Here is a 24432-nt window from a genome sequence, read left to right as displayed (position 1 = left end):
GTCACGGTGTGTGAGCGCCAGGCAGGGCCGGAAGAATGAGGCTGACGGCCAGGCCGCCGCCGTCGCGGTTGGAGAGCAGGATGCGCCCGCCGTGGGCTTCGGCGATCTCGCGCGCCAGCGCCAGTCCGAGGCCGGTGCCGCTGCGCTTGGTGGAGTAGAAGGGCACCAGCGCATTGGTCAGCACCGCCTCGCTCATGCCGGTGCCGCGGTCCAGCACATCGATGCGCACGGCGTCCTGGATGCGGCGCACGTGCAGCTCGACGGCTTCCGGCGTTGAACCGGATTCGTGGGCGTTCTTGAGCAGGTTGAGCAGGGCCTGTTCCATCTGGGCGGCGTCGATCCAGGCCGGGTCCTGCGGCAGAGCGCCGATCAGGCGGAAAGCCACCTGGTCGGCCAGGCGGTCGACGAACACGTCCCAGGGATAGGCTTCCAGGCGCGGCGTAGGCAGCTTGGCGAAGCGCGCATAGCCGAGGATGAAGGTCTCGAGGTGGCGGGTGCGCTCGCCGATGGTCTGCAGGATCTGCGGCAGGCGCTCGGTCTGGCCGCGCCGCACCAGTTCCGTGCCGGAGTGCGCGAGCGAGGCCAGCGGCGCCAGCGAATTGTTCAGTTCATGGCTGATCACGCGGATCACCTTCTTCCAGGTCTGCACCTCCTGGCGCCGCAGCTCGGTGGTGAGGTGGCGCAGCAGCAGCAGTTCGTGGCGCCGGCCGTTGAGCGTGAAGGCGCTGCGCGCCAGGTGGTAGACCTCTTCCTCTTCCGACTCGCCGGCCGTGAACAGGCCGTCGCCGCCGCGCGCCAGCGCTTCCTTGAGCGCGGGTGCCGCCGTTTCCAGGATCTCGCTCAGCTGGTGGCCTTCGAGCTTGCGCCCTTCCGACAACAGCTGGCGCGCCGCCAGGTTGGCGTAGACGATGGTGCCGGCCGGGGTGGCGGTCTGGGCGAAATCGGTCACCAGCAGCATCGCCACCGGCGTGTTCTGCACCATGGTGTCGAGCAGCAGCTCGCGCTGCACCAGGCCGAGACGCTGCGCACGCAGCACCTGTCCGAGGTCGTTGTGGGCGGCGATCAGGTCGGCCAGCTCGTCGTTCTGCGGCCAGTGCAGGCTGAAGGAAAAGTCGCCGTCGCGGTAGCTCGCCACCGTGCCCTCGAGGGCGCGGAACAGCGACAGGATCGGCTGGATCTGGGAGCGGATGGTGATGATGGCGATCGGGACGATCGCCGCCAGGCAGGCGAGGAAGACCAGGAGCGGCTGGCCGGGGAAGAAGTGATCGAGCCCGAGGGCGAGCAGGATGCCGAGCGCCAGCAGGGTGCCGACCAGCGCCGACCAGCGCGTGACCAGCGAAAGGCGGAACCCTTTCCTGGGCGCCTCGCTGTGCTCGTCCCCGCTCATGTCGGCCTGGCGATGCCGAGCCGTTCCATGCGCCGGTACAGGGCCTGGCGCGACAGGCCCAGTTCATTCGCGGCCTGGGACACCACGCCGCCGGCGCGCGCCAGCGCCTGCACGATGGCGTCGCGATCCGGTTCCGTGTCCGGCGCCGGCGCCACCGTTACCGGCAGGCCGAGATCCGCCGCCTTGATGACGTCCCCTTGCGCCAGCAGGCTGGCGCGCGCCATCACGTTCTTCAGTTCGCGCACGTTGCCGGGCCAGCCATGCGCCAGCAGCGCGGCTTCCGCCGCCGGATGCAGGGTCTTCCCGCGCAGGAAGGACAGGGCCAGCGGCAGGATGTCGCCCGGCCGCGCGCCGAGGGGCGGCAGGCGCAGCTCGATCACGTTCAGGCGGTAGAACAGGTCTTCGCGGAAGGTCCCGGCGCGGATCATGGCGCCCAGGTCCGCATTGGTGGCGCTGATCACGCGCACCTTGACCTGGCGCTCGCGGTTGGAGCCGAGGCGCTCGAAGCGCCCGGTTTCCAGCACCCGCAGCAGTTTCATCTGCCCGGCCAGCGGCAGGTTGCCGATCTCGTCGAGGAACAGGGTGCCGCCGTCGGCCGCCTCGAACTTGCCTTCGCGCGCCTTGGAGGCGCCGGTATAGGCGCCGGCATCGGCGCCGAACAGTTCGGCCTCGATCAGTTCCGAGGGCAGGGCGCCGCAGTTCAGCACCACGAAGGGACCGCTTGCCACCTGCGAGTTGGCCTGGATGATCTCGGCGATGCGTTCCTTGCCGGTGCCGTTCGGGCCCGTGATCAGGACCGGCACGTCGGCGCGCGCCACCTGGCAGGCCAGGGTGAGCACGCGCTCGGTGGCCGGGTCCTGCCACACCAGGCCGCGCAGGTCGAAGTTCTGTTCCAGTTCGCGCTTGGCCTTGCGCTCGCGCTGCAGGCGCTGGTTCAGCGCGCGGTTGGCCTGGCCCAGTTCGATCAGGTTGGTGACCGTGGTGAGCAGGCGCTCGTCGTTCCAGGGCTTGGACAGGTAATCGGCGGCGCCGGCCTTGATCAGCTCCACCGCGGCGTCGAGGTGGGTCCAGGCCGTCAACAGGATCACCGGCAGGTCCGGATAACGCTTGCGGATCTCGCGGAACAGCGCCACGCCTTCTTCGCCCGAGGTGGTCTCGAGCGTGAAGTTCATGTCCTGGATGACCAGGTCCACGTGCTCGCGCCCGAGCAGCTCCAGTCCTTCCTCCGGGGAGGCCGCGCGCAGCGAGGCGATGTCGTGGAGCGAGAACAGGACCTCGAGCGCGATGGTAACCGCGGCGTTGTCGTCGATGATCAGTACAGTGGGCATGACGGCAAGTGTAGCACTGGTTGATTGCCCTCAAGCACTGCGGGTAGCCGTCGCCGGCGAGATGCTGGCCGCGCGCCAGGCCGGTCCGTAGGCCGCCATGATGCCGAGCGCCCAGAACACCACCGCGCCGCCCACCAGGTAGTGCGCCGGCAGGCGCGCCATCTCGAGCTTCGTCACCAGGAGGTGGTTCAGGCTCAGGCCGAACAGCACGCCGCTGAACACGCCGGCGCTGGTGATCATGAAGTTCTCGACGATGAAGTAGCGCAGCACGTCCACCTTGCGCGCGCCCAGCGCGCGGCGCACGCCGATCTGCTTGCGGCGCTGGGTCACCCACAGGCTGGCCATGCCGACGATGCCGCTGCTGGTGACGAGCAGCAGCAGCACGCTCACCGTGATCAGCATCCACGACAGCGCCATGTCGGCGCGGTAGCGGTTCTTGCGGTCTTCCTCGACCGTCTTGGCCTGCAGGATGATCGGGGTAGCCGAGGACTTGCGCAGCGCCTCTTCCGCTTCCTTGATCACGCGGTCGCGCTGGCCCGGTTCGGTGCGCAGCGCATACAGGTTGCCGGGCCGGCCGTAGACGCGGGCCGGGATGATCGTGGCGAACTCGCCGCGCTCACCCACCTCCACGTGGGCGGACTGGAGGCGTTCGACCACACCCACCACCTGCGACGAGCGGGCGGTTTCGCCGGTACCGAACCAGACGTCCTTGCCGATTGCCGAGGCGCCGGGCCACATCTTGTCGGCCAGCGGCTTGGTGACGATGATCTGCTTGGGTGGCTCGGTCTGTTCGTTCTCGTTGGCGTCCATGATTTCGCCCGGCAGGAAGTCGCGGCCTTCGACCAGCTTGAGGCCGAAGGTCTTGACGAGCGAGTCGCCCGAGTAGTACTGCGAGGCGATCGCGGTTTCGCGCTCCTGCTGCTGGTTGACGGCGACGCTGCTGTTGCTGCCGCTGCGCGACAGCGGCATCTGCGACACCTGCGCCACCGACACCACGCCCGGCACAGCACGCAGGACATCGGCCTCGCGCTTGATGGTGGCCAGCATTTGCTCGGGGCCGTCGGTGTTCAGGTTGCGCACCGTGAAGTAGAAAGTGGAGGCTTCATCGGACAGGCCGGACGGACGTGCCGCCACGGCGCGCCGCTCCTCGACGATGTGCAGGGCATTGGCCAGGATGCCCAGGCTCAGCGCCACCTGCAGCGCTACCAGGATCGGACCGGTTTTGTTCCGCAACAGGGCGGAGAAGATGGGGCGGATTTCCATGATGATCCCTCGATCTTATTGCGATTTGAGTTGGATGGCCGGCGTCACCTGGCAGGCGCGCCAGGTCGGCAGCAGGCCGGCCAGCAGGGCGGCGGCGATCGACATGATGAAGGTCAGGAGCAGCATCTCCCAGTCCATGCGCGCGATGGTCGCCATGCCCTTGCTCTGCATGCCGATCAGGGCCAGCGCGCCGAAGGCCAGCACCAGCCCGAGTACGCCGCCGACCAGGCCGACCACGCCGGTCTCGATCAGGAACTGCTTGAACACGTCGCTGCGCGAGGCGCCCAGGGCGCGGCGCACGCCGATCTCGGAGGCGCGCACCGAGAATTTCGCCAGCAGCAGGCCGATGGTATTCACCAGGCACAGGACCAGGAAGCCGAACGCCAGCCAGGCCTGCAGCTTGCTGTCGTTGCCGACCACCTTCAGCTGCTCCATCCATTCCATCACGTTGTACAGCTTGTTCGGCGCGTTGCGTTTCAGGCGGCCCAGCTTGCGCTGGTCGTTTGCGTAGTTGTCGAGCCAGGACTGCAGCTCGGCGCGGTCGCTCGCGGCGCGGGTCTCGAACCAGAACTGGATCCAGGTGCATTCCGAGAGCAGGAGATTGGCGTAACCCGGGTCGCGGTTGGCGCTGCAGTTCATGCTGCCGGCGTGCGGCATCTCGTGGCGGACCGCGTTCGAGAAGGGGATGATGAATTCTTCGCCCTGCCCGAAGCGGCTGCCGCCGATCAGCTTGTAGTAGCGCGGGAGCGGATTCCATTTGTCGATCACGCCCACCACGGTATAGGGGAAGCCGCCGATGCGCAGCTGCTTGCCGACCGGGTTGGTTTCGCCGAACAGCTTTTCGGACGTTTCGCGGCCCAGCACCACGACGTCGGCGCCGCGGGTGTCGTCGGCCTCGAGCCAGGGCTGGCCGTACAGGAAGGGGACGTTGAACATGGCGAAGAAGTCGCGGGTCGGCGCAATGCCGCCGGCGTTGAAGGCCGGGATGTCGGTGCGCGGGGGCTCGATCGGACGCTGCACGCCGAACATGGCGGTGCGGCGCTCGCCCTGGCCGCTCTTGAGGAAGTTGGCGGTGTCGATGTAGCTCAGCTGGTCGTCGTTCGGGCCGTCGCTCGGCACCCAGCCTTCGACCGGACCGTTGTCCACGTGCGGCACCAGCAGGCGGTCGCTCTTCTCGGGGATCGGGTCGCCGGACATCATGTGCAGGATGGTGAGCGTGGAGACGCTGGCGGCCACGCCGATCGCGAGGGTCAGCACCATCAGCGCGGTCAGCGCCGGGTTGCGGCGCAGGCTGCGCACGCCGAGCTTGAAGTAATAGGAGAACATGGCGCTTCGCTCCTTATGCCGTGGCCTTGTCGACCAGGGTCGGGCCCTTGCGCACCAGGTCCGAGACCTGGCCGTCGATGATGTGGACGTTGCGGTGGGTGCGCACCGCCAGTTCCGGGTCGTGGGTCACCATCAGAATGGTGGTGCCGGCCGCGTTGATCTCTTCCAGCAGCTCCATCACGCCGCGCGCCATGGCGGTGTCCAGGTTACCGGTCGGTTCGTCGGCCAGCAGCAGCTTCGGACTACCGGCCAGCGCGCGCGCGATCGCCACGCGTTGCTGCTGGCCGCCGGACAGCTCGGCCGGGTAGTGCTTCATGCGCGAAGCCAGGCCGACTTTCGAGAGCGCGTCCTCGATGCGCTCCTTGCGCTCCTTGGCATTGAAGCCGCGGTAGCGCAGCGGGACGTCGACGTTGTCGAACAGGTTCAGGTCGGGAATCAGGTTGAAGCCCTGGAAGATGAAGCCGAGCTTCTCGTTGCGCAGGCGCGAGCGGGCGCTGTCGTCCAGGCCCTTCACGTTGACGCCGTCGAGGACGTACTCGCCCGAGGTGAATTCTTCCAGCAGGCCGGCGATGTTCAGGAAGCTGGTCTTGCCCGAGCCGGAAGGCCCGGTCACGGTGACGAATTCGCCCTGCTTGACTTCGATCTCGAAACCGCGCAGCGCGTGGGTCTCGATCATGTGGGTGCGGTACACCTTGCTCAGGTTGGTCATGCGCAGCATGGGATTCTCCTAGTTATTTGGGTCTTAGCGGTTGATCGAGACGCGCTCTGCGTTGTTGAAACTGTCGGTGCCGGCGATGACGACCTTGTCGCCGGGCTTGACGCCCGACAGGATCTCGACGGCGGAGATGCTGGTGGCGCCCAGCTGCACCGGAGTGCGCACGGCGATCCCGTCGCGCACCACGTAGGCATGGCGGCCGCCTTCGCTCTCGACGAAAGGCCCGCGCGGCAGCATCACCACGTTCGGCTTCTCTTCGATCAGGAGGCGCGCGGTCACGCGCTGGCTCTGGCGCAGGCCCTTGGGCTGCTCGCCGTCGAAGCGGATGCGCGCCAGCACCTGGTTGCGCACCACTTCCGGCGACAGCGCGGACAGCTTGCCGGTGGCTTTACCGGAAGGCAGGGTGATCTCGGCGTTCATGCCCAGGCCGATGTCGGCTACATAGGTTTCCGGCACCTCGACCTCGACTTCGAGCTTGGACAGGTCCACCAGGGTCATCAGCGGCGCATTGGCGGCGACCACCATGCGGTTCTGGACGTTCAGGGTGCCGATGAAGCCATCGACCGGGGCGCGCACGGTCAGTTCGTCGACGCGGCGCTGGGCATTGGCCAGCGACAGGCGCTGGCGTTCCAGCTCGTTGACCTTGGTCTTCAGCGCCAGCTGGACGTCGTCGCTTTCCAGGCCGGCCGCCTGCGAGGCGTGGCGGGCGCGGATCTCGGCCGAGTTCAGGGCGTCCTTCGCTTTCTGGTAGTCGATCTTGGCGATGATGCCGACCTGCGCCACGCTCTCGTAGCGCTCCAGGGTGCGCTGGGCCGACAGGCGGTCGATCTCGGCGGTGTCGGCTTCCTTCTGCGCCAGCAGCTTCTGCTTGCGCGCCAGGATCTGCTGGCGCGCCACTTCGGCCTTCAGCTGCTCGTAGCTCGAGGTCTCGCGCTTGAGTTCATCGGTCAGGTCGGGCGACTCCAGCACGGCCAGCACGTCGCCCTTCTTGACGGTGTCGCCGGCGGCGACCTTGAGGTTGACGGTGGAGGGCGCGGTCGAATACAGGGTGGGGCTGACGGCGGCCACGATGCGGCCGTTGACCGAGGCGTCGCGCACCAGGGTGCCGCGGGTGACTTCGGCGATGCGCAGCCGGGCTTCGCTGACGGAATGGTCGCTGCTGGTCCAGGCGCCGAATACGGCCACGCTAACGGCAACGAGGGCACAAGCGCCGCCCACCCACAGGGCGCGGCGCTTGAGCTTGTGGACCGGGGCCGGGGTGAGGACGGCGTCTTGATGTGAGGTATCGCGGATCATGGCATCTTCTAGTGACAACATTGGACGACGTTGTCAATGCACAATCCGTGCCAAGGAGGCAAGTCCTTGATTTTGCGAGAAAAGCTATAGTTGTGTCCGGTGTCCGGACTGTCCGTCAATACAGGCGTCGGACAGTCCGGCCGGACACCACGGGCATCACTTCGGCGGCTTCTGCTTCTGCGCGTAGGTGCCCATCACTTCGCCCTTGCCGATCACATGGCCCTGCATCGCCTGCAGCAGCTGGTCGCGGTCGGCGCCAAACGGCACCTCGAGCATGCTGTCGAGGGCGTAGACCTGGAAGTGGTAGTGGTGCGGCTTGTCGCCCATCGGCGGCTTGGGTCCGAAGTAGCCGGTCGAACCGCGCGTGTTACGGCCCTGCAGCACGCCTTCCGGATCGGTCAGGCGCGGCTGCTCCTGCAGGCCTTCCGGCAGGCTGGTGACATTCGCCGGGATGTTCCAGGCCAGCCAGTGCACGAAAGGCGTGACCGGCTTGGCGTCCGGGTCTTCCATGATGACGGCGTAGGACTTCGCATTCGGCACCGCTTTCCACGTCAGGGCCGGCGACACGCCGTCGGCGTACTCGCTGTATTTCTGGTCGATCGCGCCGCCCGCCTTGAAGCTCGGGGAGCTGACCGAGAGGCTGCCTGCCGATGCGGTCTCGGGGCGCTTGTTCGCCAGCGGTACGCCGTTGCCCTTGTTGGCCTGCTGCTGCATCGGGCCGGCGGGCGCCATGGCGGTGAGATTACCCGGCTTGCCGGCACTGTGGGCGATGCGGTAGATGACGCCGTTGCCGTCGTCCGCCATCAGCAGGGACCCGTCCTTGGCCCAGGCCAGGCCGACCGGGCGGGCGATGTGGGTCTTGCCGCCGTCCGTCAGGAAGCCGGTGACGAAGGGTTCGACGGATTTCGGCTGGCCATTCGCGAAGCGCACCCGCACGATCTCGTAGCCCGAGGCCTGGGCGCGGTTCCAAGAGCCGCGCATGGTCGCGAAGGCGTCGCCGCTGTATTCGGCCGGGAAGCCGCCGCGGTAGCCGAACACCATCTGCATCGGCGCCGCGTGCGCGGTGTAGCCCAGCACCATCGGCGTGCTGCGCGCCTTCCATTCTTCCTTCTTGATCTCGCCCACCGGGGTGCTTTGCGGGTAGATCTCGCCGGCGCCGTAGACGTGCGGCCAGCCGTACATCTTGCCCATCTCGATCTTGTTGATCTCTTCCTGCTGCTGCTCGTCGCCGAGGAAGTCGATGCCGTGATCGAAGGCCCACAGCTCGCCGGTCTGCGGATGCCAGTCGAAGCCGATGGTGTTGCGCAGGCCGCTGGCCCAGATGCTGCGATGCTGGCCGTCCGGCGACAGGCGCAGGATGGTCGCGTTCTCCGGATTGCTTTCGTTGCAGGTGTTGCAGGTGCTGCCCACGGTGAGGTAGAGCATGCCGTCCGGGCCGAAGGCGATGGTGCGGTTCGGGTGCTGGCCGGAATCCGGCAGGTCGCCTACCAGCAGCTTCAGCTCGCCCAGGCGGCCGTCGGCCTTGATGTCGGCCACGAACAGTTCCTTGACGGTGACGAGATAGAACTTGTTGTCCTTGATTGCCATGCCGTGGGCGCCGGCGCGGTTGACGACTTCGATCGGGGCGCCGTCGGCACGGCCATCGCCGTTGCTGTCCTTGAGCAGCAGCACGTCGCCCTGGTCGCGCCGGCTGACGTAGACGTCGCCGTTGGGCGCTACTGCGATGATGCGGGCGTTCTTCAGGCCCGTGGCGAAGGGCGTGACGGTGAAGCCCTGTGGGGCGCGGATACCCTTCATGCGCTCCGGGGTCGCGTCCACCTTGGCGGGCTTGAACACATTGGCGGTGGCGCTGGCGCGGGTGCCGTCACCCTGCTGGGCGTAGGCGCTGCCGATTGCCAGGGCGAGCACCGTTGCGGTGAAGACGCGTGTCATGGAGTGGTCCTTTCTTCTCAGTCGTTGTCGGATACTTGTGGTCGCTGATCCTGACATTTCCAGACACATCCGTATGTGGGAGAACGTACGCAGTTCGCCTCACGGGCGTGACAAAGATTGAACATTCGCCCTCGACGGGGCTGTTACCATCCCCGCATGCCTGCCATCCCCGCCTTTCTCCAGCGCCTGCTGCCTGCCGCCGAACCCGAACCGCCGTCACCTTTCTTCACGCTGGAGGAAATCGGCCGCCTGCACCGCGCCGGCGCGGATGCCGATACCGCGCTCGACGACCAGACCTGGCACGACCTCCTGCTGGAATCCTGGGAAGAGCGGCTGGCGCAGGGCAGCAGCATTTTCGGGCGCCAGATGCTGCACCGGCGCCTGCGCGCAGGCTTGGACGACCAGGATTGCGCCGGCTTGACGGGGCGCCTGCGCGGCCTGCTCGACGATCCGGCGCGGCTCGATGCGCTCACCAAGGCGCTGCGTCCCCTGCGCCATGCCGAAACCGAGGTCGCCGGCCTGCTGTTCGGCGGCCCGGAGTACGCATTGCCGGCGGCGCCGGCCTGGACCCGCTTCCTGTGGGTGCTGCCGCTGCTCCTGCTGCTCTCGCTCGGCTTGCTGGTGACCCAGCCGCTGGGCTGGATGGCGACCATCGCGGCCCTGGCGCCGCTGATGGCGCTGCAGATCCGTTACAGCCGCCGCATCGAGGCCTGGAACAACACCCTGGACAGCCTGCAGGCGCTGCTGGCCGGCAGCCATGCGCTGGCGGCGCTAGGCGGCCCGCTGCTCGAACCTTTCGTTGCCGCGCGCACCGAGGCGGTGCGCCTGCATGCGCGCCTGTCACGCCCGCTCGTGATGCGCATGATCCCGGGCGCCGAGGCTTACCTGAACTGGTTCGCGGCGCACAACATCGGCCGCTACTGGAAGACCACGCGTGCCGTCGGTGACGCGCGCGCCTTCCTGCGCGCCTGCTACCTGCGCAGCGCCGACCTGGATGCCGACGCGGCGCTGGCGCGCCATCTGCGCACCCAGCCGCTGTGGTGCTGGGCCGAGCGCACGCCGCCACGCATCCTGGAACTGCGCGGCGGCGTGCATCCCTTGATGGCGCAGCCGACGCCGCTGACGGTGAGCCTGGGCGGGCAGGGCGCGTTCATCTCCGGCCAGAACGCATCGGGCAAGAGCACCCTGCTGCGCATGGTGGGCCTGAACCTGGTCGCGGCGCGCGCCTTCGGCTTCTGCTACGCAGAGGCGGCGCGCCTGCCGGCGCTGCCGGTACGCGCCAGCATGCAGAACGAAGATTCGCTGCTGGGCGGCGAGAGTTTATATATGTCGGAACTGCGCCGGGCGCGCGAACTGCTGGACGCCAGCCGGCGCACGCCCGGCATCTGCCTGATCGACGAGGTCTTCCGCGGCACCAATCACCTGGAATCGGTGTCTGCCGCGGCGGCGGTGCTGGAGACCCTGTGCACGCGCGATCTGGTGCTGGTCTCCTCGCACAACCTGGTGCTCGCGCGCATCCTCGCCGGCAAGCTGGACGCCTTCCGCATCGATACCACGGGCGGGGCGCCGGTCCTGAAGCCGGGCGTACTGCGCGACCCGAACGGCATCGCGCTGCTGGCCACCCAGGGATTCGGCGCGCAGATCGAGGACCGGGCGGCCGAGGTGGCGCGCTGGCTGAGCAGCCACCTGGCCGAACCCCCGGAGCGCCCCGACCTCAACGTCGCCTGAGCGCCAAACAAAACCAGGGTGAGGTCTAACATTCCAACACAAGCTCAGCAGTAGTACGAGGTTGCAAGGTAGAGCCCGTGTAGAAATGTTAGACCTGCCCCCGGTTGGCGGTTCGGTCTATTGCCGCTTGAGCGGCTTGCCGTTGGCGATCACCTCGCGGCAGTCGCCGCGCATCTTCGCATCGTCGTAGTCGGTCCAGCCGTAGCTGTCGACGTAGCGCTTGTGGCGCGTGAAGGCCGGATTGACGAAGCTGCGGTCCAGGCTTTCGCCCGGATAGCGGATGTCGGCCATGTCGAGCAGGGTGTGGAACATGTTTTCGGTCGAGAGCCGGGCGTCGCGGTGGCGCTGCAGCTGTTCCACCTTGGCCGGGAAGCGCTCGGCGTAGCCGTCTGAATACCAGACGAAGGCTGGCACGTGGAATTCGTACTGGGTGTTGTGGCCGTGGAAGGCGATCTTGCACGACTTGTCGTACAGGGTCTGGCCATGGTCGGCCACGTACAGGAGCGAAGCCGGCAGGCCGGTCTCCTTCAATTCCCCAATCACCCTGGACAGGAACCAGTCGGTGTACAGGATCGCGCTGTCGTAGCTGTTGTTCATCTGCGGCTCGATGCGCGGATTGGTGTAGTCGGGCTTGGCGATCGACTTCAGCGAGGGCTGCCAGCGGTCGAACTCCGGCGGATAGCGGTGCGCGTAGTTCCAGTGGCTGCCCAGGGTGTGCAGCACCACCAGCACCTTGTGCGACGGATCGTCGATGGCGCGCCGCAGCGGTTCGAGCAGCACCGCGTCGAGGTTCGAGGCGCCGGAAAAACCGCCCAGGTTCAGGAACTGGACTTCGTCGGCCTCCTGCGCGAACACCGAGACCGGGGTGTCGAACTTGCCGAACGAGACCTGGTTCGAGATCCAGAAGGTCTTGAAGCCGGCTTCCTTGAAGGCCGACAGGAAGGATTTTTCCGAGAAGCCGTCCTTCAGGCTTTGCATGGCGGGCTTGCGCGAGATGATCACCGGGACCGACAGGCGGGTGGCCGACACCGGCGTGATCACGTCCTTCAGCATCACCAGCTTGTCTTCCTTACTTAATAAGGGGTTGGTCTCGCGTTCGTAGCCGTTCAGGCTCCAGCGGTCGAAGCGCGAGGATTCGCCCAGCACCACCACCACGACCTGGGGACCGTGCCCGTCGCCCGCCTGCTTCGCATGGAAGCGGAAGGCGGCGCTGCGCCGGTTCAGCTCCGCCAGGTAGACGCGCTCCTTATAGAAGTCGACGCCGCGCGCGGCCAGGCCGAAGGGCCAGGAGCGGGCGAACAGGTCGAGGTCGACCGGCGGCCTGGCCCAGGCGGGGAGCACCGGCCAGCTTCCCGCCAGCGCGGTGACGGGCGTGGCCTTGCGCGCGCCGTTCGACTGGGCGTAGCCGAATTTCTGGCCATATGCCAGCACCGCCGCGCAGGCGCCCAGCGCCGCCAATACCAGCCAGCGCGAGCGGTCGTCCCAGTCAAGGTCGCGGGTGCGCCAGGCCACCATCCAGGTCGAGCCGAACCACAGCAGCACGCCGGCCAGCACCGCGCCCAGCAGCCAGGCTTTCCCGCCCAGGAATTCGAGCGCCTCGCTGGGGCTGGTCTCGGCGATGATGCCGAGGTGGTGGGTCGAGATGCCCTGGCCGTAATAGATAAGCAGGTAGAGCTCGGTCGGCAGGGCCAGGAAGGCCGGCAGCAGCGCCCAGTGGAACCAGGCCGGCCGCTTGCACAGGGCCCAGGCGGCGATCCAGGCGAACAGGCCGGCGCCCAGCAGCTGCCAGGCGCTGCCGTCGCCGGCGCCGGGAACGCCCAGCAGCCGCCCGGCGAAAGGCATGCAGGAGAGCAGCGCATAGCTCAGCAGCAGGTACAGGTTGGCGGGGCGCAGCAGGCGGGACATCGGCTCAGTAAGCAGGCAAATAGGCTATTATCCTGTCTTTATCGCCGGAAATACACTGTCCTGACAGCATCGGGCAGGGCCGTTCTGTAGCAAGCTTGCCACATCCGCCATGGTAAACCGCGGTAAACCCTTGCCGTCGGCTCTACCGGTCGGCAAAGCGGTTGACCCACTCCCATATCGGGTCTATACTCGCGAGTTCTCGATTTATTCTGCACATGGTATACGCATTCGCAGCCGCTCCTTCGGTGAGTGGCTTTCGTCGCCTCTGCTGTGAGCAAGATGCCGGGACTAGGTTTCAGTCCCCGGGCCAAAGGCAAGACAGGCCCGGGTCATCAACGTAGTAACTTTGTTGGATTTTTGAACGATGCCAACCATCAATCAACTGATTCGCAAGCCGCGTGAAGCCGCGGTTGTGAAGAGCAAGTCGCCGGCACTGGAAAACTGCCCGCAAAAGCGCGGCGTTTGCACCCGTGTCTACACCACGACCCCGAAGAAGCCGAACTCGGCACTGCGTAAGGTCGCTAAAGTTCGCCTGACCAACGGTTTCGAAGTCATTTCGTACATCGGCGGTGAAGGCCACAACCTGCAAGAGCACAGCGTCGTCCTGATCCGCGGCGGCCGTGTGAAAGACTTGCCGGGTGTGCGTTACCACATGGTCCGCGGCGCACTGGATACCCAGGGCGTGAAAGACCGTAAGCAAGCTCGCTCGAAGTACGGTGCGAAGCGCGCTAAAGCAGGCGCCAAGAAGTAATTCTCGGACTGTAATCCTGCGGACCCTGTCACAAACAGGTCACATTAAAAAGTTAAGTTGAGCCGGCCGTCAGGCCGAGTAAGTGAAAGATCATGAGGGTCTTTCGCGAGTGCGGATCCCGCACTCAACTGAAGATAGGAAGGAATTGAAATGCCACGTCGTCGTGAAGTACCCAAGCGCGAAATCCTGCCGGATCCAAAATTCGGCAACACCGATGTCGCCAAGTTCGTCAACGTTCTGATGCTGTCCGGTAAAAAATCGGTCGCTGAAAACATCATCTACGGTGCGTTCGAATACATCCAGTCCAAATCGGGCAAAGACCCGCTGGAAGTGTTCACGACCGCGATCAACAACGCTAAGCCGATGGTGGAAGTCAAGTCCCGCCGCGTCGGTGGCGCCAACTACCAGGTGCCAGTGGAAGTTCGTCCGGTTCGTCGTATGGCGCTGTCCATGCGTTGGTTGCGCGAAGCCGCAAACAAGCGCAGCGAAAAATCCATGCCACAACGCCTGGGTGGTGAACTGATGGAAGCGGCCGAAATGCGCGGCGGCGCAATGAAGCGTCGCGATGAAGTGCACCGCATGGCAGAAGCGAACAAGGCGTTCTCGCACTTCCGCTTCTAAGCACATGGCCAAACCCCTTCGGGGAGTGCGGCCTGCAGTATCAGTTGTTCAGGCCGGGCGCGTTTTGATCTCAAAATGTTGCCCGGTTTTGTCCATTCAAAGATTTAGGAAAAATTATGGCACGCACTACCCCCATTGAGCGCTACCGCAACATCGGTATTTCCGCTCACATCGACGCCGGTAAAACGACGACCACCGAACGCATCCTGTTCTACACGGGTGTGAACCACAAGATCGGTGAAGTGCACGACGGCGCCGCCACCATGGACTGGATGGAGCAGGAGCAGGAACGCGGCATTACCATTACCTCGGCAGCGACGACCTGCTTCTGGAAGGGTATGGCCAACAACTTCGAGCCGCACCGCTTCAACATCATCGATACCCCGGGCCACGTCGACTTCACCATCGAGGTGGAACGTTCGATGCGCGTGCTGGACGGCGCATGCATGGTTTACTGCGCAGTCGGCGGCGTGCAGCCGCAGTCGGAAACCGTGTGGCGTCAGGCTAACAAGTACAAAGTCCCGCGTCTGGCATTCGTCAACAAGATGGACCGTACCGGTGCGAACTTCTTCAAGGTGTACGAGCAGATGCGCGCCCGCCTGAAGGCCAACCCGATCCCGCTGCAGATCCCGATCGGCGCTGAAGACAACTTCAAGGGCGTGGTCGACCTGGTCAAGATGAAGGCGATCCTGTGGGACGACGCTTCGCAGGGCATGAAGTTCGACTACGTCGACGTGCCGGCCGAGCTGGTCGCTTCGGCCAACGAGTGGCGCGAGAAGCTGGTCGAAACCGCCGCGGAAGCGTCGGAAGACCTGATGAACAAGTACCTCGAAGAAGGCGAACTGTCGGAAGCCGAGATCAAGAAGGCGCTGCGCGATCGCACCATCGCTGGTGAAATCGTCCCGATGATGTGCGGTACCGCATTCAAGAACAAGGGCGTGCAGGCAATGCTGGACGCGGTCATCGAATACCTGCCGTCGCCAGTGGACATTCCGCCGGTCGGTGGTACCGATGAAGACGACCAGCCGGTCACCCGTAAGGCCGACGACAGCGAGAAGTTCGCTGCGCTGGCATTCAAGATCATGACCGACCCGTTCGTCGGCCAGCTGATCTTCTTCCGCGTGTACTCGGGCGTCATCAATTCGGGCGACACCGTCTACAACCCGATCAAGGGCAAGAAGGAACGCGTCGGCCGTATTCTGCAGATGCACGCGAACCAGCGCGAAGAGATCAAGGAAGTCCGCGCAGGCGACATCGCCGCAGCAGTCGGCCTGAAAGAAGCAACCACCGGCGAGACCCTGTGCGATCCGTCGGCACCGATCATCCTCGAAAAGATGGTGTTCCCGGAGCCGGTCATCCAGCAGGCAGTCGAGCCGAAGACCAAGGCTGACCAGGAAAAGATGGGCCTGGCACTGAACCGTCTGGCTCAGGAAGACCCATCGTTCCGCGTGCGTACCGACGAAGAATCGGGCCAGACCATCATCGGTGGTATGGGCGAGCTGCACCTGGAAATTATCGTTGACCGCATGAAGCGTGAGTTCAACGTGGAAGCGACCGTCGGCAAGCCGCAGGTTGCATACCGCGAAACCATCCGCAAGGCAGTCACCGACGTCGAAGGCAAGTTCGTCAAGCAGTCGGGCGGTCGCGGCCAGTACGGTCACGCTGTCCTGTCGATCGAGCCGCAAGAGCCGGGCAAGGGCTTCGAATTCGTCGACGCCATCAAGGGCGGTGTGGTTCCTCGCGAATACATCCCGGCAGTCGAGAAGGGTGTGCGCGAAACCCTGACCGCCGGCGTGCTGGCTGGTTACCCGGTGGTTGACGTCAAAGTCACCCTGACCTTCGGTTCGTACCACGACGTCGACTCGAACGAAAACGCGTTCCGCATGGCGGGCTCGATGGCGTTCAAGGATGGCTGCCGTAAAGCGAATCCGGTCATCCTCGAGCCGATGATGGCCGTGGAAGTGGAAACGCCGGAAGACTACGCCGGTTCCGTGATGGGCGACCTGTCGTCCCGCCGCGGTATGGTGCAGGGCATGGACGAAATCCCGGGTGGCGGCGGCAAGATCATCAAGGCCGAAGTCCCGCTGTCGGAAATGTTCGGTTACTCGACCTCGCTGCGTTCGGCGACCCAGGGCCGTGCGACCTACACGATGGAGTTCAAGCACTATTCGGAAGCTCCGAAGCACGTGATCGACGCAATCGTGACCGCGAAATCCAAGTAATAAAAAACAGGGAACAGGCGCCAACATGGAGCCTGTTCCCAACAACAGCTAAAACGAATAAACGTTTCTTTTAAAGGAAGATAGGAAATGGCAAAAGGTAAATTCGAACGGACCAAGCCGCACGTCAACGTCGGCACCATCGGTCACGTTGACCACGGTAAAACCACCCTGACGGCTGCAATCGCAACCGTTCTGTCGAAGAAGTTCGGCGGCGAAGCCAAGGCCTACGACCAGATCGACGCGGCTCCGGAAGAAAAAGCACGCGGCATCACCATCAACACCGCGCACGTCGAGTACGAAACCGCGAACCGTCACTACGCGCACGTTGACTGCCCAGGCCACGCCGACTACATCAAGAACATGATTACCGGTGCTGCGCAGATGGACGGCGCGATCCTGGTGTGCTCGGCCGCTGACGGCCCGATGCCGCAGACCCGCGAGCACATCCTGCTGGCGCGTCAGGTTGGCGTTCCGTACATCATCGTGTTCCTGAACAAGTGCGACCTGGTCGACGACGCAGAACTGCTGGAACTGGTCGAAATGGAAGTCCGCGAACTCCTGTCGAAGTACGAGTTCCCTGGCGACGACCTGCCGATCATCAAGGGTTCGGCTCGTATGGCCCTGGAAGGCCAGGCTGGCGAACTGGGCGAAGACGCGATCATCCGTCTGGCTGAAGCTCTGGACACCTACATCCCGACCCCGGAACGTGCCGTCGACGGCGCCTTCCTGATGCCGGTGGAAGACGTGTTCTCGATCTCGGGCCGCGGTACCGTGGTGACCGGTCGTGTCGAGCGCGGCATCATCAAGGTCGGCGAAGAGATCGAAATCGTCGGTATCATCGACACCGTGAAGACCACCTGCACCGGCGTGGAAATGTTCCGCAAGCTGCTGGACCAGGGTCAAGCTGGCGACAACGTCGGCCTGCTGCTGCGCGGTACCAAGCGTGAAGACGTCCAGCGTGGTCAAGTCCTGGCCAAGCCGGGCTCGATCAAGCCGCACAACCACTTCACCGGTGAGATCTACGTCCTGTCGAAAGACGAAGGCGGCCGTCACACCCCGTTCTTCAACAACTACCGTCCGCAGTTCTACTTCCGTACGACTGACGTGACCGGTTCGATCGAGCTGCCGGCAGACAAAGAAATGGTCATGCCAGGCGACAACGTGTCGATCACCGTCAAGCTGATCGCTCCGATCGCGATGGAAGAAGGTCTGCGCTTCGCAATCCGCGAAGGCGGTCGTACCGTCGGCGCCGGCGTGGTTGCCAAGATCCTGGCCTAATTTCGGTTAGCGGGATCGGAAGGGCGCTCGTCAAGAGCGTCTCTTCCAACCAACGATGGGGACAGGCTTTTTTGGCCTGTCCCCATCTTTATGAGAGGGAACGATGTTATACTCCCGCCTCTTGAGCAGTACCGTAGCACCTTTCACACATTGCCGGCCGCAAGCCGGAACGTTCTTTTAAAGGAAACAGCATGTCCGCTCCGAACCAGAAAATCCGTATTCGCCTGAAAGCCTTCGACTACAAGCTGATCGACCAGTCCGCTCTGGAAATCGTCGACACCGCCAAGCGCACCGGCGCAGTCGTCAAGGGCCCGGTCCCGCTGCCGACCCGCATTCAGCGTTTCGACGTCCTGCGTTCCCCGCACGTCAACAAGACCTCGCGTGACCAGTTCGAAATCCGTACGCACCAGCGTCTGATGGACATCGTGGATCCGACCGACAAGACCGTTGACGCACTGATGAAGCTCGACCTGCCGGCTGGCGTCGACGTCGAAATCAAGCTGCAGTAATCGCATCTTCCGCCGGCGGAATCTTCCGCTGCGGTAGCAAAGGCCGGGACGTCCGCAGGGACTCCCGGCCTTTGTCATTCCTGCTCAGTTGAGCAGCGCGTAGACCACCGGTCCCAGCAGGCTGCCCATCACGAGGCCGGCGCCGAGCAGCATGACCACCAGCACCGAGCGGCCGATCCAGCCGACCAGGGTGGGGTGGCCCGTGAAATGCGAGCTCAGGCTCGCGGCCGTGAGGCGGGTGGCGTCGTCCGGCAGGTGATCGAAATTCGACATGATGGCCTCCGTGCAAAAGCCCATTGTCGAGCGCGCATTTCCGGCGCACTTGTTCTGCCGCATACCATCCCGTACTCAGCCTTACGCCCGACTTAAAGGCGCACGCTCTGGAATGCGCTTTATGCCTCACAAATTGTCCGTGCACGCAGGCCGTGTTGTAATCGAAAGCGATCGCAACAACGCAACACACGCATGCCCGCCGCCTTCAGCTTCCCCGCCTTTGCCTTCCACTTGCGCCGTACTTCCTGGCCGCAGTTGGCGGGATACGCCTTTCTCGGTTTTTTCGTGTTGGTCCTGGCGAGGCTCGCAGCCCCGGAGGCATTCCGGCCGGCGCTGCGCAAGCTCGCACTCGTGCTGCCGCTGCTCCTGCTCGCGGCGAAAGAAGACCGACCGGCCGGACTGCTGGCCCGCCACGCCGCCGGATGAGCCATCGCTGGCTTGCGCGCATCGGGCCAGGCGCGCTCATTCTCCTGGTCCACCTCGTCCTGTTTGCCTTATTGGTCCGCTACGCCGGCACGCCGTCCGGCCGGGACGAGGAACGCCCGGCCCACTACATCAGCTTCGCGCTGATACCGGAGAAGGCAAGGCCCAAGCCGGTGAAGCCGGCCGTCCCGCCACCGACCGCGCGCAAGCGTACGGCCACCGTCCGGAGGGATGAAGCGGCGCCCGCCGTCGTGGCTGCTCCGGTGGTCCAGGATGCGGCGCCGCAGGAAGCGCAGTCGGAGCCCGTCGCGGCGCCGGCCAGGAGACTCGACATGGACGCGCTGCGCTCGGCCGCACGCCGCGCCGAGCAGGAGCGCGTCCCGACGGCGCTCGAGCGCCTGCGCGAATCGGAACAGGTGCGCAGCGAAGACGACGACCCGCTGGTAAAGGGCATCAAACGGGCCAAGCGCCCGAACTGCCAGACCGCCTATGCGGGCGGCGAGAAGGCCAATATCTTCCTCCTGATCCCGCTCGCGATCGACACCATCCGCGACAAGGGCTGCAAATGGTAGCGGGCCGCTAGGACGGCTCGACATCCATCGAACGCGAGCCGAAGCGGTGCGACTGCTCCACCAGGCGTTCGGCCCAGGCGCGGTGCGTGGCGACTTCGCACATCGCATCGTCCATGCGAAACACCGCCGGGCTGGCCTCGTCGAGGATGGCGCGGGCCACCGCCAGGTCTTGCGGGCGCACCTGGTAGTGCTGCTCGATCGGGCCGATCTGGGTCGGGTGGATCGCGGTCTTGCCGACCATGCCATAGGCGAGATCTTCCAGCACCTCCTGGTCGAGCAGCTCGGGCAGGTCGAGGTATTCGAACACCGGCGCGGTGAGCGCAAAGCCCCAGGGGCGGAAGGTGGTCACCAGACGCGCGATCACGGGACCCAGCGGCGTGCGGTAGATGGTCATGCTGCGCGGCCGGCGCAGGCCCAGCAGGGCGAGCAGGTCGTTGCCGCCGATGCGCAGGGCCAGGATGCGCTGGCGTACGCCGGGCGCGTCGAAGACGGCGCGCAGCTGCTGCATCTCGCTGTCGCTGAAGACTTCGGCCGTCTCCAGCGTCGGCATCAGGACGTGATCGGTATCGCGCACCAGCCGGTAATAGCTGTCGAAGTTGTGGCGCGTGACCTTCGGCAGCACGAAGCCGCTCAGCTTTTCCACGCCCGGCATGGCCAGCACACGCGCCATTACGTCCGTGTTGCGCACCCGGACGAAACGCTCGGCCGCAACGTCGGCGCGCATATTGGCCAGCACCACCGACAGGTTGAACAGCGACCAGCTCAGCTCCCGTTCGGCGATGGCGTCCTCGAGGCAGAAAATGAGCGAGCGCGCCTGCGGCAGTTTCTCGCCGTTCGCGATTTTCGCCAGGTCCTTGTGATTGGCCGGCACGTACAGCGACGCGCCCAGAGACTTAAGCATCCGATGCACTCCTGATCAGGGAAACTGCGTGGTAGGGGAGAAGCGGGTCGATCGCGACCGGCACCTGTTTTTCTTCGGCCAGCACTTCCAGGTGCCGCACATCCGCCGTGCCGGGTTGGCGCAGCACCAGCAGGCGCGGCGCGCGGCGCAGCAGCACGCGGGTGGCCTCGCCGATGCCGGGCTTGATGAGGTTGACGTCGGCGATGTCGTAGCGCGCCATTGCGCTCGCAAGGTAGCTGCGCGAGCGTTCGGCTGCCGCTCGTGCGTCCAGCGGCGCCGGCGCTGGCTGCGCGTCGGCGGCCAGCGCCACCAGTTCGTCGACGAAGCGCTGCGACTGGTCGTGCGCGGCGAACTCGCCGTAATAGACGCAGCCATGGAAATCGTCCAGGCCGATGCGCTCGTCCAGTACCGTGCGGCTCACCAGTCCCGACACCGTCGCATTCAGGATGCTCGACGGGATCAGGTAGTCGTCGCCGGAGGCCGCGCAAGCGGCCGCGCCGGCCAGGTCGGACAGCACGTACAGGCCGTTGTCGATATTGACGCCCTGCGCCGCGTTGAAGGCGGAAACCGACAGCGCCAGCTCGCGCGCGATCACACCCTTGCCGGTCCAGCCGTCGACGAACACGATCGATTCCGGCGCGTGTCCCTGCGCCAGGATGTGGCGCAGCGCCGCCGCGTCGATGCCGCGGTCGCGCACGATCGATACCGAATAGTGGGTCGCTTCCCGCGCGCATACGTCGCGCAGCAGGCGCGCGACGACCACGCCCACCGGCGTGCCGGCACGCGCCAGCGACACCACGGTAATGGCGCCAGCACGCTGCGCGGCGATCAGCTGCGTAAGCCGCAGGCAGTCCGCCGCCATGCGCGCATTGTTGGCGCGGCAGGCTTCCTCGAACACGGCCATGTAGCGGCTTGACGGCACCGATTCCGGCGACAGCATCTGGCTGTAGTGGCGCTGGCCCGACTGGATCAGCTTTTCCTTCTCCAGCACGCCGGTGAATTCCTGCGCCTGCAAACGCTTGAGGAGGAAGGTGACCTCGCCGCTGCGGTAGCTGCCCGAGAAGCTCACAGGGCCTCCACGGTCAAGCGCGCCAGCTGGGTGGCGCGCGGCACGATGGCGTAGTCGCAGGCCGCCATGAAGCGCGCATCCGAGCGACTGTCGCCCATGCCGAAGGTGACGATGTCGCCGTGCTCGGCGCGTAGCAGTGCGCTGACGTGGGCCACCGCATTCGCCTTGTCGAGCGCCTTCGGCAGGATCGCCAGGTTGTTGCCGTTGCGGTGCACGACGTAATCGCGCCCGCCGTCCTCGATCCAGGGCCGCACCACCTCCGCTTCGAGCGGCGCCAGGCGTTCGTGGCGCTTGTCCGGATCCTTCACCACCAGGAAGAAAGGCGTGGCGAAATCCTCGATCATGCGCGCGCGGCCGCCGAAGCCGGTACGGGCGGCGTAGTCGTCAAGCATGCGCGCCAGTTCCTGCAGGCCGGGCAGGGCGGCGTGCATGGCCGTGCGCATGCCGTCCAGCCAGGCGCGATCCGGTGCGCCGCCGGGCTCCAGCACCACGCCGCCGTAGTTGATGACGGCGTAGCTTTCGAAGGGCAGCTGCACGCGGCGCAGGCCGTCGTGGTCGCGCGCGGTGGTCGGGATCACCGTCATCCCGTCCTGTACGAAGCTGAGGAAAGCGCGCTGGGCGCGCGTGGTGTACGAGCAGATGCTGCCGTCCTTGTAATAGGCGGCCGGTTCGAGGGCGTCGGCGTGCGCGCACTTCTCGAAAGTCTGGAACAGCGTGTCGTCCAGGTCAGCGAACAGGAACTTCTTCAATCTGGTCCTCGGACTGGAAGTGGAGCAGGCGCGCGCCCAGCTGCCTGGTGAGCTCGCGCAGCGCGGCGTTGGGTGCGGTCTCGTGGCAGACCAGCACATGGTCGTACTGGCCGGGCGCGATGTTGTAGATGAAATTGGCGATGCCTTCGCCGTAGTTGTCGGGGAAGTGCAAAGTGTGGCTTACCGCACCCCAGTTCAGGATCGGCGAGCGCGTGGTCGATTGCACCCGCACCTCGGCGCCATGGCGCTCCAGCTCAGCGCCCAGCAGGGTGGCGCCGTGCATGAATTCGCCGGTGCCGAGCACCGCCACCCTGGCGCCGGGGGCGAATTCCTGCGCCAGGCGGGTGGCCAGGCTAGCGGGAGCGCTCAAGGCGGCGCACACGCCCAGGCGGCCGAAGCGCGTGCTGGCGCCGCGGTCCGCGTCCGGATCGAAGCGCTGGGCGGCGCTGCTCGGGGCCACGTAGTCGTTCGGGGTGAAGCGGTATTCGCCGCTGATCAGGGCGCCCATCGTCACCGGCAGGCCGAAGCGGGCCGAGAGGCCGGCGGTCGCTTCCACGCCCATGAAATTGGTGATGGTCGCCAGGTGCACGCGCTCGATGCCCGGATTGAGGCGCCGGCAGGCCTGGGTCAGGTTCAGGAAGGTGTTGCCGGTGCTAGCCTCGTCGTCCACCAGCACCAGCGTGCGCGCCGCCAGCAGCAGGGCGCGCAGCGCGTGGTCCTCCGGCATGTGCAGGAACTGGCGCGGCGCGTGGCTATGTGCTTCCTCGAATTCGATCAGCGCGCCCGTGCCGACGCGGTAGCGCGTGGTATGGATGAACAGCGCCTCGCGTCCCGGATGCGCGCGAAGCCAGGCTTCGAACACGCCCTGGCCCAGGCCGATCGCGGTTTCGGCCATGGCGATAAAGACCACCGGGCCGTCGGTCGACGGTACTGTCGCGGCGAGACGGTCGTGGATATCGATCATGGCTGAAGGCTTCACCGGCCAGTGCTTGCCCAGCACCTTGCTCAGGAAGAGGAAACCGCGCTTGGCGTTCGCACGGGCGGCGAAACCGAGCAGCGACTCGAGCTCGTCGGCGCCTTCGCTCAGTGTGAGCTCGAGCGTCCCGGTCGGCAGCGCCACGCTGCGGCGCGCCAGGACATCCAGGTCGGACTTGGCGTTCATGCCAGCTCCACGGCTTCAGAGATTTCGGCCACGCGCATGCCGTTGCGCACCGCGGGGACCTCGACCGTGTCGAAGCCGTCGGCAAAGCCTTTCAGCGCAATCCAGGGCAGGTTGGGCCCCGCCGCACAGGCCATGCCGATCCCGCCCGACATGCGCGGGTTGATCTCGAGCAGCCGCGGTTTGCCGCCCGCCTCGCGGAACTGGACGTTGAACACGCCGTTCAGGCCATAGTCGGCGGCCAGCTTTGTCGTCGCTTCGATGATCTCGGGCCGCATGTCGATCAGCTGGCCGCTGCCGGCCTGCGGCAGCTTGCGGCGCGCCACCGCGGCCACCAGGCGGCCCTGGTCGCCGACGCAGTCGACGCTGTATTCGTGGCCGTCGAGGTATTCCATCAAGAGCATGGCGCGGAACTCGCCGAGTTCCGCCAGGCCGCGCCGCAGGTCCTCGTAGCCGATGTGGTATTCGACGCCGCCCAGGAGCAGGGCGGCGCTGCTGCGCTCTTCGTCGATGACGGCAAAGCCGATGCCGTAGATCCCGCGCGAAGGCTTCAGGCACAGCTTCGCATGGCGCGGGCGCAGTTCGGCCCAGGCGGCGTCGAAGCTTCGAATATTCTCGAAGCGTCGGAACTCGGCCACCGGCGCCATCTCCAGCACCGTCTCCGCATAGAAGCCGGCCTTGTCGTGGATGAGCTGCAGCTTCGAGGGCGAGGCTGCGCTCAGAACCCGGGTGCCGATCGCCTCGAAGCGCGCATGGTGCGCGGCCAGGGTCGTGGCTTCGCGGCCCGGCACGAAGATGTCGATGCGCTGCTTGCGGCAGAACTCCAGGCACCAGTCGACGTAGGCCGCGGCGTCCATCCCGGTCGGTTCGCCATGAAACTCGTGGGCCAGGCGCGCCGCCGGCGTGTGCCGGTTGGCATTGCTGTGGACGATGGTGAAACGCTGAGTGCTATCGGCTTCGCGGATCAGCCGGATGGCGGTGTAGACGGACGAAAACGTCCTGTTGTACCAGACGCGCATGAAGTC

22 protein-coding genes are annotated in these 24432 nt (G+C 65.7%); 8 read left to right on the top strand and 14 right to left on the bottom strand.

Translation table 11 applies throughout. The features are described from left to right. Position 1: 1 nt before the first annotated feature. From GV068_RS13385 to GV068_RS13355, 7 genes are all read right to left on the bottom strand, one after another. Positions 2 to 1387: a PAS domain-containing sensor histidine kinase gene (locus GV068_RS13385; RefSeq protein WP_159698408.1), complete on the bottom strand. Its 1386-nt coding sequence runs from the start codon at positions 1385 to 1387 to the stop codon at positions 2 to 4. Further along, the gene (locus GV068_RS13380; RefSeq protein WP_159698405.1) at positions 1384 to 2715 is read right to left on the bottom strand and encodes a sigma-54 dependent transcriptional regulator; all 1332 of its coding nucleotides are present in this window, start codon (positions 2713 to 2715) and stop codon (positions 1384 to 1386) included. The genes GV068_RS13385 and GV068_RS13380 overlap by 4 nt, the downstream gene beginning before the upstream one ends. A 30-nt stretch (positions 2716 to 2745) precedes the next feature. Continuing rightward, positions 2746 to 3978, bottom strand: a complete 1233-nt coding sequence (locus tag GV068_RS13375; RefSeq protein WP_159698402.1) for an ABC transporter permease — start codon at positions 3976 to 3978, stop codon at positions 2746 to 2748. Between the two features lie 15 nt (positions 3979 to 3993). Beyond that, entirely contained in the window at positions 3994 to 5304 is a 1311-nt protein-coding gene (locus GV068_RS13370; RefSeq protein WP_159698399.1) for an ABC transporter permease, read from the bottom strand. Between the two features lie 13 nt (positions 5305 to 5317). Then, positions 5318 to 6022: an ABC transporter ATP-binding protein gene (locus GV068_RS13365; RefSeq protein ID WP_159698396.1), complete on the bottom strand. Its 705-nt coding sequence runs from the start codon at positions 6020 to 6022 to the stop codon at positions 5318 to 5320. 24 nt (positions 6023 to 6046) lie between these two features. After that, complete coding sequence (locus GV068_RS13360; protein WP_159698393.1) at positions 6047 to 7315, bottom strand: efflux RND transporter periplasmic adaptor subunit; 1269 nt, start codon at positions 7313 to 7315, stop codon at positions 6047 to 6049. A gap of 156 nt (positions 7316 to 7471) precedes the next feature. Continuing rightward, complete coding sequence (locus GV068_RS13355; RefSeq protein ID WP_159698390.1) at positions 7472 to 9247, bottom strand: YbhB/YbcL family Raf kinase inhibitor-like protein; 1776 nt, start codon at positions 9245 to 9247, stop codon at positions 7472 to 7474. 156 nt (positions 9248 to 9403) lie between these two features. Here GV068_RS13355 and GV068_RS13350 point away from each other — a divergent pair, with 156 nt between their 5' ends. Continuing rightward, positions 9404 to 10975, top strand: a complete 1572-nt coding sequence (locus GV068_RS13350) for a hypothetical protein (protein WP_159698387.1) — start codon at positions 9404 to 9406, stop codon at positions 10973 to 10975. Positions 10976 to 11092: 117 nt separating this feature from the next. Here GV068_RS13350 and GV068_RS13345 read toward each other — a convergent pair whose 3' ends face one another. After that, the gene (locus tag GV068_RS13345; protein WP_159698384.1) at positions 11093 to 12880 is read right to left on the bottom strand and encodes a phosphoethanolamine transferase; all 1788 of its coding nucleotides are present in this window, start codon (positions 12878 to 12880) and stop codon (positions 11093 to 11095) included. A gap of 364 nt (positions 12881 to 13244) precedes the next feature. On the opposite strand from GV068_RS13345, the gene rpsL reads away from it, so the two are divergent. From rpsL to rpsJ, 5 genes are all read left to right on the top strand, one after another. Then, positions 13245 to 13631 carry a 30S ribosomal protein S12 gene (gene rpsL, locus GV068_RS13340; protein ID WP_027867278.1) on the top strand — a complete coding sequence of 129 codons (387 nt, stop codon included), beginning with the start codon at positions 13245 to 13247 and terminating at the stop codon, positions 13629 to 13631. A 150-nt stretch (positions 13632 to 13781) separates the two neighbouring features. Further along, positions 13782 to 14252 carry a 30S ribosomal protein S7 gene (gene rpsG / locus GV068_RS13335; protein WP_159698381.1) on the top strand — a complete coding sequence of 157 codons (471 nt, stop codon included), beginning with the start codon at positions 13782 to 13784 and terminating at the stop codon, positions 14250 to 14252. A 116-nt stretch (positions 14253 to 14368) separates the two neighbouring features. Next, a complete protein-coding gene (gene fusA / locus GV068_RS13330) occupies positions 14369 to 16474 on the top strand; it encodes an elongation factor G (protein WP_159698378.1) in 2106 nt (701 codons plus the stop codon). 87 nt (positions 16475 to 16561) lie between these two features. Then, complete coding sequence (tuf, locus tag GV068_RS13325) at positions 16562 to 17752, top strand: elongation factor Tu (RefSeq protein ID WP_159698375.1); 1191 nt, start codon at positions 16562 to 16564, stop codon at positions 17750 to 17752. A 191-nt stretch (positions 17753 to 17943) separates the two neighbouring features. Beyond that, on the top strand, positions 17944 to 18261 hold the full coding sequence (gene rpsJ / locus GV068_RS13320; RefSeq protein WP_005663509.1) for a 30S ribosomal protein S10: 318 nt from the start codon (positions 17944 to 17946) through the stop codon (positions 18259 to 18261). Positions 18262 to 18345: 84 nt separating this feature from the next. Here the strand turns inward: rpsJ and GV068_RS13315 are convergent, their stop codons facing one another. Then, the gene (locus tag GV068_RS13315) at positions 18346 to 18534 is read right to left on the bottom strand and encodes a hypothetical protein (RefSeq protein WP_159698372.1); all 189 of its coding nucleotides are present in this window, start codon (positions 18532 to 18534) and stop codon (positions 18346 to 18348) included. Between the two features lie 192 nt (positions 18535 to 18726). Between GV068_RS13315 and GV068_RS13310 the strand changes: the two genes are divergently transcribed. Together GV068_RS13310 and GV068_RS13305 are read left to right on the top strand one after the other, a co-directional pair. Continuing rightward, positions 18727 to 18960 (top strand): hypothetical protein, encoded by a 234-nt coding sequence (locus GV068_RS13310; RefSeq protein ID WP_159698369.1) that lies wholly within the window; start codon positions 18727 to 18729, stop codon positions 18958 to 18960. Beyond that, on the top strand, positions 18957 to 19529 hold the full coding sequence (locus GV068_RS13305; protein ID WP_159698366.1) for a hypothetical protein: 573 nt from the start codon (positions 18957 to 18959) through the stop codon (positions 19527 to 19529). The genes GV068_RS13310 and GV068_RS13305 overlap by 4 nt, the downstream gene beginning before the upstream one ends. A gap of 7 nt (positions 19530 to 19536) precedes the next feature. Here the strand turns inward: GV068_RS13305 and GV068_RS13300 are convergent, their stop codons facing one another. From GV068_RS13300 to GV068_RS13280, 5 genes are read right to left on the bottom strand one after another with little or no spacing between them, the layout of a single operon-like run. Then, positions 19537 to 20430 carry an HpcH/HpaI aldolase/citrate lyase family protein gene (locus GV068_RS13300; protein WP_159698363.1) on the bottom strand — a complete coding sequence of 298 codons (894 nt, stop codon included), beginning with the start codon at positions 20428 to 20430 and terminating at the stop codon, positions 19537 to 19539. Then, positions 20423 to 21499, bottom strand: coding sequence for a cysteine protease StiP family protein (locus GV068_RS13295; protein WP_159698360.1), 1077 nt, complete (start codon positions 21497 to 21499; stop codon positions 20423 to 20425). The genes GV068_RS13300 and GV068_RS13295 overlap by 8 nt, the downstream gene beginning before the upstream one ends. Then, positions 21496 to 22248 (bottom strand): hypothetical protein, encoded by a 753-nt coding sequence (locus tag GV068_RS13290; RefSeq protein ID WP_159698357.1) that lies wholly within the window; start codon positions 22246 to 22248, stop codon positions 21496 to 21498. The genes GV068_RS13295 and GV068_RS13290 overlap by 4 nt, the downstream gene beginning before the upstream one ends. Then, entirely contained in the window at positions 22226 to 23410 is a 1185-nt protein-coding gene (locus GV068_RS13285) for a phosphoribosyltransferase domain-containing protein (RefSeq protein WP_159698354.1), read from the bottom strand. The genes GV068_RS13290 and GV068_RS13285 overlap by 23 nt, the downstream gene beginning before the upstream one ends. Beyond that, positions 23407 to 24426 (bottom strand): ATP-grasp domain-containing protein, encoded by a 1020-nt coding sequence (locus GV068_RS13280; protein ID WP_159698351.1) that lies wholly within the window; start codon positions 24424 to 24426, stop codon positions 23407 to 23409. The genes GV068_RS13285 and GV068_RS13280 overlap by 4 nt, the downstream gene beginning before the upstream one ends. Positions 24427 to 24432: the final 6 nt, after the last annotated feature.

Source organism: Massilia sp. 9I (genome assembly GCF_902506415.1).
In the GTDB taxonomy this organism is placed as follows: Bacteria; Pseudomonadota; Gammaproteobacteria; order Burkholderiales; family Burkholderiaceae_D; genus Telluria.
This window is presented reverse-complemented; position numbering and strand designations above follow the sequence as displayed.